The following is a 12,379-nucleotide window of genomic DNA, read 5'->3' as shown; positions in this document are numbered from 1 at the left end:
GTTTCTTAAAACGTTATATTTCTTAAAACATTGGCAAAGATACGCAAAATTATATATAAAGGCATTACAACGCGATTACATTTTTTAAGGATTTATTCAATACAAGGCAGTACCACTGTGAAACGGCTTCCACGGCCTTCCTCGGACTGGAGTTCGATGCGTCCTCCCATCTTTTCGACAATGAGCACACAGATGGACAAGCCCAGCCCGACGCCTTGGGAAAACTCGCTGCGCTTGTAGAAACGCTCGAAAATCATCTTCTGCTCGCTGTGCGGAATGCCTATGCCGGTGTCTTCCACATAAAGATGTACCTCGCTCATGCCGGACGGACAGCAATACCCCAGCCGGATGCTGCCTTCTTTCGTAAACTTGTTGGCATTGTTCAGGAAGTTGGTGAGTACCTGTGTCAGTCGCATGGGGTCTACATTCACCTGCACATCTTCGGGAGGGAAATCCTTGAGGAACTGTAACGGCGGCCGGATAAGCAGGCTATGCGTCTGATAGACGTCATCGAGCAACCGGCACACGCTCTCCCGCTGAAAGGTGAACGAGAGGTTACCCGACTCGATGCGCGACAGTTCCAGCACATCGCCCACCAGCTTCAGCAGCAGTTTGGTATTGGTGTTGATAATGTCCACAAACTCCTGCCGCTCTTCGTTTGAAAACTCCGGCTCATTGGCCAGCATGTCCGAGAAGCCGACAATGGCATTGAGCGGAGTGCGGATCTCGTGGCTCATGTTGTTGAGGAACGACTGTTTCAGTTCGGCCTGCTCCGCCAGCTCGCGGGATTCTATCAGCTCCTGCTCGTGGTCTTTCAGTTCCTGGATATTCTGCAGCAATCCGGCTATGATGGGTGCGTGTCCGGGGGTGTGGATGGTATTGTAGCTGAACTCCCACCACTGGAACTCACCGGTGAAGTTACAGCGATACTGCCCCTTGTGGTGCGTGCGTTCATGCCTTGCCGCTATGTTCTTGCGGAAGGCGGGTAAGTCGTCGGGATGGATGTAGGGAGTGATTTCATCGAGCAGAAGACGGCCGGGGCGATGATGAATAAGCTCGCAAAACTGCGAGTCGCAGGACACGGAATCTCCCTCCAGTCGCCAGGCGTAGGTAGAATTTCCTTCGATGGCCAGGCAGAGGGTCTCATGCTCGTAGAGGAGGTTTCGCAATGCCTCACGCTTGCGCCTGCGTTCGCGCAGCAGGCTAAAGGAGAGCAAGACTATCACCGTCAGCACGAAGACAGCGCCCAAGATGGAACCGATAAGTATAGGATAGCGATAGCGCTCCGAAAAAGGGATATACATCACAGTGTACTCTGCCGGAATGCTCTCGAGCGGGATACCATACTTCTGCAGCACATGCCAGTTCAGCACGTACTGCTTGGCGCATTCCGTCACCTGCTGCCGGGGCATCCGCCCTTCGAGGCGTTCCTTGATACCGGTCGCCATGTATCTTATCTGGCTTTCCAGTGGAGTGAAATATCCTCCCAGCAAGTAGTCGGCAAAGCCGAAGCCCTCGTTAATGGTCTGAAACGTGGGATTGTCGAAGAGCATGCCCACACGCTTGGTGGTATAGTCTCGCTTGGTGTAGAGCAGCAACGTATTGTCGCCGCGTCCCAGCCACATCAGATGGCGTATCGCTATGGAGTCGCTCGTCATGCGCACAATCTTCGTGGTGTCCAGCAACACGTCTATGTTCTGCCGTTTCAGTATAGGGCTGATAGTCTCCCTCTCGCGCACACGGTGATAGGAGGAACCGGCAAAGTAAGCACCCTCGGTAGAGGTCACGATGGCGAACCCCTGCCCACGGCACTGCTCATTCAACGCATGCCATATCTTGCGGTCCAGAAACACTTGTCCGTTCATCAGGCAGATGCGCGACTTTCCCATGATACTCTCTATCATGCGTATGGTACGCAAGTAATCGGGCGTGTCGGCATAGCCCGTGATGTTGGGGTATTGCAGGAGCAGAGATATGTTGGGATAGTTCACACCGCTGAACACAACGGGTATTTCATGCGCCAACGGGTGTCTGCATGCCATCAGCGCATAGGCAGCCTGGTCGTCGAGCACAGCTATCAACTCGGCTCCCCAGGCAGAGAGGTCGTCCACGAAACCGGCCATACGGAGGTTTTCTGCCTCCTCCATGTAGCGGTCGCAGTCCAGATAGTATTCGCGTACATCGCAGTCCAAGCCGAGAAGGCTGAACTCTTTTTGCAACAGTTCCAAAGCCTTCGCAGCAGGCGGATAGCCCGGCTCGAAAGAGTGTATCAGCGCAATGCGCCGTGTCTCCGCATGGGCAGGGTGCGCACACACGAGGCAGAGAGAAAGAATCAATATGTATCCGGCAACTGCCTTTATGTGTTTCATATCCGGAAGGTCCTTTCGACTTGTATCAGCAAAGATACGAATGTTTTTTAAGAATAATGGGCTATTTCTTCTGTTTCTGTAACAGAGAATACGTTTTCTTAAATCATTGACACATGCCAACTTATCTTTCAAAGGATTTACTGAATATCCCTGGAGAACCGATTCTTCGTCCAGTATCCAAAGTAGAGATCTATTTGTTATTAACCTTCGGCAACACCGCATTCAGTACCATATATCCCAACATACCGGCAACAATCGTTCCCAGCAATACACCAAACTTCGCCTGGTTCAGCAGATCCGGATATTCTCCTGCAAAAGAAAGGTTGGCAATAAATAAAGATACCGTAAAACCAATCCCCCCCAACAAGGATACTCCGGCAACACTTCTCCAATTCATTCCCGGAGGCATTGAGGACAAACCACTCTTGACCGCCAGCCAGGTGAATAGAAAAATACCGATAAACTTGCCAAGAAGCAATCCTGCAGCCACCGCTATACTAACAGCTCCAACAACACCACCGCCTCCACTGAACACCACACCAGCATTGGCAAAAGCAAAAAGCGGCAGTATCACAAAGTTTACCGTACCATGCAAATTATCTTCCAAGGATTGCAAAGGACTAATCACATAATCAGAAGCGCGTTCTACTTGTTTTAGAGTGGCAATCTGCTCATTGGTCAATATAATATTATCCGATTTGGAAACCGGAAAATCACCGATGATATCGCGGATACGCTTAATGTATTTCCCGGCATCCAAACGGGGACGAGCCGGTATCACAAAAGCCAGTATCACTCCGGAAATAGTGCTATGAATGCCCGACTGAAGGAACAAATACCAAATAATCAGCCCGATAAGTAGGAAAAATATCTTCTGTGTCATACCGAATTTCCCCATATAGTAAAGGAAGAAATAAAGGACAGCAGCTACAATAAGGTATCCGTAAGCCACTTCGGAACTATAGAAAATAGCAATAACCAGAATACCGCCAATATCATCGACTACTGCAAATGCCGTCAGGAAAATTTTCAAACTCAAAGGCACCCGCTTACCCAACAGACTGAGTACGCCCAATGAAAAAGCAATATCCGTAGCCATCGGTATAGCCATACCGCGCGTTTCCGGAGTACCCTGAACGACCAAAAGTGAATAGACAATGACCGGCACCAACATGCCGCCACATGCCGCTACAAAGGGTAAAGAAGCCTTACGAAAGGAAGAAAGTTCACCCACCAGCAGTTCCCGCTTTATCTCCAACCCCACAGCCAGAAAGAAAACAGTCATCAGGCAGTCGTTTATAAACTCAATCATTTTCAACGGATGACCGCCATGGGAGAACAAATTAAAGTCTCCGATGCGCAGATGCAGTTCCTGCAAAAGAAAGCCCTGATACAACGGAGCCATCGGCGAATTAGCAATAACGGCCGCCAAAATAGCCATCAAAAACAGCAAGATGCTCGCCGCTATATTCAGCGACGAGAAGTTTTTCACAGTACGCAAAATAATCATAAAGAAGTATATTTGATTTAAGATTTCATCCTTTCGACATCAATCCAGCTTCAAGACTGCAAGGAACGCTTTCTGAGGTACTTCCACATTACCAATCTGTTTCATACGCTTCTTACCTCTCTTCTGTTTCTCAAGCAATTTTCGTTTACGGCTCACGTCACCTCCATAACATTTGGCCGTTACGTCCTTACGCACAGCCTTAATCGTTTCCCGGGAAATAATCTTGGCACCGATAGCAGCCTGAATGGCGATATCGAACTGCTGTCTCGGAATCAGGTCTTTCAACTTTTCGCACATCCGGCGTCCCAATTCGTAGGCATTGTCAAAGTGTGTCAAGGTAGAAAGAGCATCCACCGGCTCACCGTTCAGCAAAATATCCAGCTTCACCAGTTTGGAAGGACGAAAACCGTTGGGATGATAGTCAAAAGAGGCATATCCCTTAGAGATACTCTTCAATTTATCATAGAAATCGATAACTATTTCGCCAAGAGGCATATCATAGTATATTTCTACACGGTTACCTGAAATATATTCCTGCTTCACCAGCTCGCCACGCTTGCCCAAACAAAGAGTCATGATAGGGCCGATGTAATCAGTGGCGGTAATCACCGAGGCACGGATATAGGGCTCCTCAATACGGTCTATCATGGTAGGGTCGGGCATGCTGCCGGGGTTATGCACTTCAGTCATATTTCCCTGCTTGTCATAGATATTGTAGGAAACGTTGGGCACGGTGGTGATAACGTTCATGTCAAATTCACGGTCAAGGCGTTCCTGCACAATCTCCATATGGAGCAGCCCAAGGAAACCGCAACGGAAACCAAAGCCCAAAGCTAATGAAGACTCAGGCTGGAAAGTCAGCGAAGCATCATTCAACTGCAACTTCTCCAAAGAAGAACGCAAGTCCTCGAAATCTTCTGCCTCGATGGGGTACACACCGGCAAAAACCATCGGCTTCACCTCCTCAAAACCGGCGATGGCCTCTTCGCAAGGACGGGCAATATGCGTAATCGTATCGCCTACTTTCACTTCCTTAGAGGTTTTGATACCCGAGATGATATAGCCCACATCCCCCGTACGCAACTCCGGACGTGGCATCATTTCCATTTTGAGCACTCCGATTTCATCCGCATCATATTCCTTGCCTGTATTGAAGAATTTCACTTTATCCCCTTTACGAATCACACCGTTCACTATCTTGAAATATGCAATGATACCACGGAAAGAATTGAAGACAGAATCGAAAATCAACGCCTGCAACGGAGCTTCCTCGTCACCCTCCGGATGAGGGATACGCTCAATGACCGCAGCCAGAATCTCTTCCACTCCCATGCCTGTTTTGCCGGAAGCACGGATAATCTCATCACGCTTGCAGCCCAACAGTTCGACGATCTCATCCTCCACTTCCTCGGGCATGGCGCTTGCCATGTCACATTTGTTGATGACGGGAATAATCTCCAAATCATGCTCAATCGCCATATAGAGGTTTGAAATGGTCTGCGCCTGCACTCCTTGCGAAGCATCTACAATAAGCAAGGCTCCTTCACAAGCGGCGATGGAACGTGACACCTCGTACGAGAAGTCAACGTGTCCCGGAGTGTCTATCAAGTTCAGAATATACTTTTCGCCTTTATATGTATACTCCATTTGTATGGCATGGCTCTTGATGGTGATACCTCTTTCCTTCTCAAGGTCCATGTCATCCAGCATCTGTCCGTTAGTTACTTGTATAGTATTGGTAAATTCCAGCAGACGGTCTGCCAAAGTTGATTTACCGTGGTCGATATGGGCAATAATGCAAAAATTTCGTATATTCTTCATTGTCAATAACTATCTATTAATTGGGTGCGCAAAGATAGTGAAAACAGAGCAAATAAAAAAAATGCGTTGATAACATATTCATGTACCAACGCATCTTTTTATAACATTCCAATCAATTCCTCGCTTAGTTCAGCTTTACAAACAATTCGCCTTCCACTTCAGAAGTAGAGACCTTGTCTTCTCTTAACAACCAGCCCAATCCCAGGAAGAAGTCCTTGTCGATCAGTTTAGTTGCTTTCTTGATTTGCTTGTGAGTCAAGCCATCTGTGCCATTCAGTGCAGTCCAAATCTGTCCTGCAACATTACCAGCTTTTTCTTTTAACATTTCTATTTGCTTTTAGTTAAACGTTATCCTCATCTCCAAAGATAGAGATGTCGGTGTTTTTATATCGCTGCAAAGATAGGTATATTTATGTTATACAACACGTTATTAGGCACTTTTTTTCTTACTAAGGGGTAAAAAAGTTCTTTTTTCTTACTTTGAGGACGTTTTTTCCAGGTATTCGGTCCAAATTTGGGCAGCTACCTCTACCATCCTGGCACACGGGCGTTTAGCATAATACTGCTCGGTACGGGCTTCCGGAACGGACGAACCTTCCGGTTTTCTCAACCCCAACAATTCAGCACATATCAAAGAGCCATTTCGTTTCTTGAATTCAGCAGCCAGCTCCTGCACCAACGCATAGTTTGCCGCCTTACCTTCACGGTCCTTGCCTTCCACAGCTCCTTTTTCCAATCCGGCCAATAGGAACATGCCGCATGCAGCACCGCATGTCTGCCTCATACGACCTATGCCACCACCAAAAGAGGCGGACATCCGGAAAGCCTGCTCTTCTGTAAAACCATACATATCTGCAAAAGCTCCCACTACCGATTGCGAACAGTTATAGCCACTCTTGAAAAGCTCCACTGCTTTTTCGATTCTGTCTTTTGTTTCCATCATCATTATTCTGTAATTTCCAACAACATCGGACAATGGTCCGAATGAACAACGTCACCCAATATTCTCGCCTCCTTCAACATCGGGCGCACCGGTTCACTCACCATGCAATAATCAATGCGCCACCCTTTGTTCTTGGCACGTGAATTAAAGCGATAGCTCCACCACGTATATTCCTGCTTGTCGGGATGAAGCCAACGGAAGGAATCTATGAATCCCGCATTGAGAAAGCGCGTCATCCACTCCCGCTCTTCAGGCAGGAAGCCACTGTTGGTGGCATTCCTGATAGGGTCGTGAATGTCTATTGCCTCATGGCAGATATTATAATCGCCGCAAAGAATGAGTTTAGGACGCGTACGTTCCAGCTCCAATACATATTCCTGGAATTTCTCCAACCAGACCATCTTAAAGGCCTGGCGTTCATCACCGCTGGTACCGGAAGGATGATAAACACTTACAACGGACACATCGCCGAAGTCGGCACGGATAAAGCGCCCTTCGTTATCGTATTCTTCAATACCCATACCATATTCCACATGGTCCGGTTCTTGCTTGCTCAGAATAGCGACTCCGCTATACCCCTTCTTCTGTGCAGAATATAGGTAATGCTTATACCCCAAAGCATCCAGCGCCTCTGCCGGATACTGTTCCGGTTGCAGCTTTGTTTCCTGCAAACAAAGCACATCCGGCTGCTCTTGTGCCAGCCACTCGGGAAAACCTTTTGTCACGGCAGCCCTCAGCCCATTTACGTTATATGTAATAATCTTCATACTACTTATTTGATTTCTTAAAAATGAATTATTCAAGATGTCAACTCGGATACCAGCAGCATGATATTCAGCACAGTGACCACCGCAGCAATGGCATAAAGTACAAATGTACTCCATTTGCTGTTTACATACTGCCCCATCACTTTGCGCGAAGAAGTCAATCCTACTTGCAGGAAAACCGTGAACGGCAGCTGGATGCTCAGTATCATCTGTGAAATCAGCAGTCCTTTGAACGGGTCTCCGATAAAGAAAATCAGCAGCAGTGCAATGCCCAGCGACAGAATCACACCCACCTGCGAGTGACTATCTTTGATATGATAGGATTCTCCGAAAATACCGGCAAAGATAGAACCTGCCGCCATACCGCTGGTTATCGTAGAAGATATACCCGCCATCAGTAATGCCAATGCAAAAACCACGGCAGCACTGCTCCCCAGCAACGGCTCCAGCAAGGATTTGGCCTGCTGCAACTCTTCCACCTGAATACCGCTTTTAAAGAAAGTTGCCGCTGCCAGCAGTATCATGGCACTGTTGATGGCCCATCCCACAATCATAGAGAACAGCGTGTCGAACAATTCATATTTCAACACCTTACGGATGGACGCATCATCTTTCTTATTATATTCATGGCTCTGTATCACTTCCGAATGCAGAAACAGATTATGCGGCATCACCACCGCACCGAGTACACTCATGATAATCAGCATACTCCCATGCGGGAACGAAGGTGTCACCCACCCTTGTGCAGCCAGCGGCCAATCTATCTTCACCAGAAACAGCTCATAGATAAAGGAGAGCCCGATGACCGAAACAAAAGCAATGATGGAACGTTCTATCTTCTTGTAGGAATTAGTGAAAAGCATGACGACTACAAATACGGTAGTCAAGATAGAGCCCCATATGATGGGAATGTCAAACAGCATCTGCAAAGCGATGGCACCTCCCAATATCTCTGCCAGCGAAGTCGAGATGGAAGCCAGCACTGCTGTACCCAATATGGGACGCGACACCCAGGAAGGAGTATATTTGGTAGCGGCTTCGGACAAGCACAAGCCGGTTACAATGCCAAGATGCGCCACATTATGCTGCAATACAATCAGCATGATAGTGGATAAAGTCACGACCCACAGCAATGAATAGCCAAATTCAGACCCTGCCGCAAAATTAGATGCCCAGTTCCCCGGGTCAATAAAGCCCACAGTCACCAGCAGTCCGGGACCTATATATTTAAAAACGTCCAGACCGCCCAGATAGCGTTTGTGGTCTCTCCGTTTCAAGTCTTTAAAAATATTCTTCATTGTGTCTGTTCAATTAAGAGCGTAAAAATACTCAAATAATAACAAATACCTCCATGTTAGGTTCAAAAAAAGCCCCTGGCATCTTTCAATGTCAGGGGCTCTCATCCATTCTTTCAGGCAGGAGGCTCAATACCCCATCTCGTGCAATGCCTTGCACAATTGGTCGGGGCAGGAAGTGGAACGTCTTCCGCAGCGAATTCCTTCCAAACGAGCAATCACCGCATCTACCGGCATGCCTTTCACCAAACGTGAAAGTCCTTGCAGGTTTCCATTACATCCACCCCAAAATGCCACTTCTTTCACAATACCATCTTCCACATCCAGTTCGATGTTACTGCTACACGTACCTTGCGTCTTGTATGTATATGTCATTATTCTCCGCCTTCTTCCGGTTTCATGTTAGTATAAACCGTCTGTACATCATCAAACTCTTCGAGACGCTCTATCATCTTGTCGATAGTTTCGCGTTGCTCGGAAGTCACATCCTTCATATCGTTCGGGATATAGGTAAACTCACCGCCGACATCTTCAAAACCGCACTCTTCCAAATGTTTCTGGATAGCTGCATAGCTTTTCGGGTCACCATAAATAGTGATAGTACCTTCTTCTTCATCCTCTTCGTAGTCTTCCTCTACGTCATAGTCTATCAAGTCAAGAATGAGCTCCTCCATATCGATACCGTCTTTCTTCTTGAAAGTGAACACGCACTTGTGGTCAAACAAGAAAGCCAGTGAACCCATTGTTCCCAAGTTACCGCCGAACTTGTTGAACACGGAACGCACATCGGCTACTGTACGGGTAGTATTATCAGTCAGCGTATCCACAAAAACAGCTACACCGTGAGGACCGTATCCTTCATAAGTCATCCCCTTATAGTCGCTCTGGTCCTTACCCATCGCATTCTTGATAGCACGTTCAATATTATCCTTCGGCATGTTTTCACGCTTACAAGTAGCGATTACCGAACGCAGTGTCGGGTTGTTTTCCGGCTCCGGACCACCGGCCTTCACCGCAATAGCAATTTGTTTACCCAGTCTTGTAAAGGTCTTTGCCATGTGACCCCATCTTTTCAATTTGGCAGCTTTTCTATATTCAAACGCTCTTCCCATTGGAACTGTATTTTAAATTATGAATTATAAATTCTGAATAATGAATCAACGCAGCTTGGCATTCAACTTGTCCTCCAGGTTCTTCACTAGTTTGGACATAATCTTGTCAATCTGCTTATCGTTCAACGTGGCATTCTCATCCTGCAGCAGGAAGCTCACCGCGTAACTCTTCTTACCGGCTTCCAGATTCTTACCCTCGTAAACGTCGAAGAGAGAAACCTCCTTCAGCAGCTTTTTCTCCGTCTCGTAGGCAATCTTCTCGATTTCCGCAAATTGCACTTTCTTGTCGAGCAGTAACGCCAAGTCGCGTTTCACGGCAGGGAACTTGGAGATTTCCGTATAGCTCACCTTCACATTGCGGATGGCCTTCAGCAATTCTTTCCAGTTGAAATCGGCATAGTAAACCTCGTTGTCAATATCGAATGCCTTCAGCAGCTTCTTTGTTACAATACCGAAAGTAGCCAACCGCTTTCCCCCCCTTGTCTGTACGGATAAACCGGCAGCATAGATGTCATCAGTCAGATTGCCGACAACCAAATCATGCGTGTGCAGCCCCAATCTGGCAAAGACATTCTCAACGTATGCCTTCAGCTCATATACCGAGCTGTTCTCATCCGGATGAGCCCATGAGTTGGTCACCCTCTTGCCAGTCACCCACAAACCAAGATGATAGTCTTCGGAATAAGCGGCAAGCACTTTCTCCGGATTCTTCTTTTCCTCGTTGAAGTGATAACAATTACCGAATTCAAAGAATTTCAGGTCTGCATTCTTACGGTTGGCGTTGTGCGAGATGCTTTCCAATCCACCGAAAAGCAGTGTCTGACGCATGGCATTCAAGTCTGCACTCAACGGATTCAGCAACATTACCAGATTCTTTGACGGATAAGACTCCAGGTTGTCATAGTAAGCAGCACGGGTCAACGAGTTGTTCAGAATCTCATTAAAACCACAGCCCACCAGCTGCTCGGCAACCAGGTTCTGCAGTTTGTTGGATTTATCATATTCACCCTTGGTAGTCAGACAAGACTTCAAGGTAGTCGGAATCTCCACATTATTATATCCGTAGATACGCAGGATATCCTCTATTACATCGCAATCGCGCTGCACGTCCACACGGTAAGGAGGAACATCCAGTGTAAGCCCTTCGGCTGTCTCGTCTACAATCTTCATTTCCAGACTTGTCACGATGCTCTTGATGGTATCCACCGGAATAACTTTACCAATCAGTGAGTTCACTTTCTCATAGGCAAGTTCCACACGGAAATCCTTGGCAGGAGCGGCGCACACATCTTTTATTTCAGAAGAAATGGTACCTCCGGCAAGTTCCTTTACCATCAAAGCTGCCAGCTTCAGGCAGTAAATAGTGGCATTCGGGTCAATACCTCTTTCAAAACGGAAAGAAGCGTCTGTGTTCAACGCATGGCGACGGGCTGTCTTGCGCACCCATGTCGGATGGAAGTAGGCACTTTCAAGGAACACATCCTTGGTGGTTTCCGTAGAACCGGAATCCAGACCGCCGAATACACCGGCAATACACATCGCCTCTTCCTTGTTGCAAATCATCAGGTCGCGTTCGTTCAATTTACGTTCCACGCCATCAAGAGTTACAAACGGAGTACCTTCCGGCATGGTCTTTACAATCACCTCACCGCCTTTAATCTTATCTGCATCGAAGCAGTGCAGCGGCTGGCCGAAAGCATGGACGATATAGTTGGTAATATCCACCACATTATTGATAGGACGCAGGCCGATAATACGCAACTTGTTCTGCAACCATTCGGGGCTTTCTTTCACTGTAACCCCTTTCACCGTAACGCCGGCATATCGGGGACATGCCTCGCTGTTCTCTACAGTTACTTTAATATCCAAGTCGTGATTTTCTACCGCAAAAGCGTCTACCGAAGGTTTCTTTAAAGTAGCCGGCTTACCGTTCTGTATCAAGTAGGCATACAAGTCGCGTGCCACCCCATAATGTGAGCACGCATCGGCACGGTTGGGAGTGATGTCCACTTCCAGCACGTAATCGCTCTTGATGTTATAGTAGTCCTTGGCAAGCGTACCCGGAACAGCTGTCTCCGGCAGTACGATGATGCCTGCGTGGTCCGTACCGATACCGATTTCATCTTCAGCACAAATCATGCCGACAGATTCCACGCCACGAAGTTTTGATTTCTTGATGGTAAAACATTCGTCACCGTCATACAGTTTTGTACCCAACGTGGCTACTACCACTTTCTGTCCGGCAGCTACATTCGGAGCGCCGCATACAATCTGCACGGGTTCACCTTGTCCCAGGTTCACCGTAGTGACGTGCATATGGTCCGAGTTGGGATGAGCTTCGCATGTCAGCACTTCGCCGATGACCAGTCCTTCCAGTCCGCCTTTAATGGTTTGCACCTCTTCCACACTTCCCGTTTCCAGTCCGATGGAGGTCAGTGCCGCAGCAACTTCATCCGGTGTCAAATCGAAATCGACATACTCTTTCAACCAATTATAAGAGATATTCATATCATTATATTTTTATTGTTTCCAAAAGTGACCTGCAAAGGTAATAAGATTTTT

At 47.5% G+C, this 12,379-nt stretch carries 10 protein-coding genes; all 10 read right to left on the bottom strand.

Annotated features, from left to right (window positions below):
* Positions 1-92: 92 nt before the first annotated feature.
* Entirely contained in the window at positions 93-2,369 is a 2,277-nt protein-coding gene (locus tag H1A11_RS04735) for a PAS domain-containing sensor histidine kinase (RefSeq protein ID WP_181757786.1), read from the bottom strand.
* A 190-nt stretch (positions 2,370-2,559) separates the two neighbouring features.
* Positions 2,560-3,879, bottom strand: a complete 1,320-nt coding sequence (gene nhaA / locus H1A11_RS04730) for a Na+/H+ antiporter NhaA (protein WP_117600557.1) — start codon at positions 3,877-3,879, stop codon at positions 2,560-2,562.
* Between the two features lie 39 nt (positions 3,880-3,918).
* Positions 3,919-5,700, bottom strand: a complete 1,782-nt coding sequence (gene lepA / locus H1A11_RS04725) for a translation elongation factor 4 (protein WP_117600558.1) — start codon at positions 5,698-5,700, stop codon at positions 3,919-3,921.
* Between the two features lie 124 nt (positions 5,701-5,824).
* The gene (locus tag H1A11_RS04720) at positions 5,825-6,025 is read right to left on the bottom strand and encodes a winged helix-turn-helix domain-containing protein (RefSeq protein WP_005828272.1); all 201 of its coding nucleotides are present in this window, start codon (positions 6,023-6,025) and stop codon (positions 5,825-5,827) included.
* Between the two features lie 150 nt (positions 6,026-6,175).
* Positions 6,176-6,646: a C-GCAxxG-C-C family protein gene (locus H1A11_RS04715; RefSeq protein ID WP_034532774.1), complete on the bottom strand. Its 471-nt coding sequence runs from the start codon at positions 6,644-6,646 to the stop codon at positions 6,176-6,178.
* Positions 6,646-7,410, bottom strand: coding sequence for an exodeoxyribonuclease III (locus tag H1A11_RS04710; RefSeq protein WP_005828268.1), 765 nt, complete (start codon positions 7,408-7,410; stop codon positions 6,646-6,648). Before H1A11_RS04710 ends, H1A11_RS04715 begins: the two co-directional genes overlap by 1 nt.
* Before the next feature lie 32 nt (positions 7,411-7,442).
* On the bottom strand, positions 7,443-8,708 hold the full coding sequence (locus H1A11_RS04705; RefSeq protein WP_008663224.1) for an Nramp family divalent metal transporter: 1,266 nt from the start codon (positions 8,706-8,708) through the stop codon (positions 7,443-7,445).
* A gap of 126 nt (positions 8,709-8,834) precedes the next feature.
* Positions 8,835-9,080, bottom strand: a complete 246-nt coding sequence (locus H1A11_RS04700; protein ID WP_005828266.1) for a TIGR03905 family TSCPD domain-containing protein — start codon at positions 9,078-9,080, stop codon at positions 8,835-8,837.
* Positions 9,080-9,817 (bottom strand): YebC/PmpR family DNA-binding transcriptional regulator, encoded by a 738-nt coding sequence (locus H1A11_RS04695; protein WP_117600561.1) that lies wholly within the window; start codon positions 9,815-9,817, stop codon positions 9,080-9,082. Before H1A11_RS04695 ends, H1A11_RS04700 begins: the two co-directional genes overlap by 1 nt.
* A 45-nt stretch (positions 9,818-9,862) precedes the next feature.
* A complete protein-coding gene (gene pheT / locus H1A11_RS04690; protein WP_181757785.1) occupies positions 9,863-12,325 on the bottom strand; it encodes a phenylalanine--tRNA ligase subunit beta in 2,463 nt (820 codons plus the stop codon).
* Positions 12,326-12,379: the final 54 nt, after the last annotated feature.

The sequence above is a fragment of the Bacteroides sp. CACC 737 genome (genome assembly GCF_013874375.1).
In the GTDB taxonomy this organism is placed as follows: Bacteria; Bacteroidota; Bacteroidia; order Bacteroidales; family Bacteroidaceae; genus Bacteroides; species Bacteroides uniformis.
This window is presented reverse-complemented; position numbering and strand designations above follow the sequence as displayed.

What these genes read in the sequence shown, in the direction of transcription:
- H1A11_RS04710 (WP_005828268.1), bottom strand. Translation starts at nt 7,410, where the DNA reads ATGAAGATTATTACATATAACGTAAATGGGCTGAGGGCTGCCGTGACA.
- H1A11_RS04720 (WP_005828272.1), bottom strand. Translation starts at nt 6,025, where the DNA reads ATGTTAAAAGAAAAAGCTGGTAATGTTGCAGGACAGATTTGGACTGCA.
- H1A11_RS04695 (WP_117600561.1), bottom strand. Translation starts at nt 9,817, where the DNA reads ATGGGAAGAGCGTTTGAATATAGAAAAGCTGCCAAATTGAAAAGATGG.
- lepA (WP_117600558.1), bottom strand. Translation starts at nt 5,700, where the DNA reads ATGAAGAATATACGAAATTTTTGCATTATTGCCCATATCGACCACGGT.
- H1A11_RS04735 (WP_181757786.1), bottom strand. Translation starts at nt 2,369, where the DNA reads ATGAAACACATAAAGGCAGTTGCCGGATACATATTGATTCTTTCTCTC.
- H1A11_RS04715 (WP_034532774.1), bottom strand. Translation starts at nt 6,646, where the DNA reads ATGATGATGGAAACAAAAGACAGAATCGAAAAAGCAGTGGAGCTTTTC.
- H1A11_RS04700 (WP_005828266.1), bottom strand. Translation starts at nt 9,080, where the DNA reads ATGACATATACATACAAGACGCAAGGTACGTGTAGCAGTAACATCGAA.
- nhaA (WP_117600557.1), bottom strand. Translation starts at nt 3,879, where the DNA reads ATGATTATTTTGCGTACTGTGAAAAACTTCTCGTCGCTGAATATAGCG.
- H1A11_RS04705 (WP_008663224.1), bottom strand. Translation starts at nt 8,708, where the DNA reads ATGAAGAATATTTTTAAAGACTTGAAACGGAGAGACCACAAACGCTAT.
- pheT (WP_181757785.1), bottom strand. Translation starts at nt 12,325, where the DNA reads ATGAATATCTCTTATAATTGGTTGAAAGAGTATGTCGATTTCGATTTG.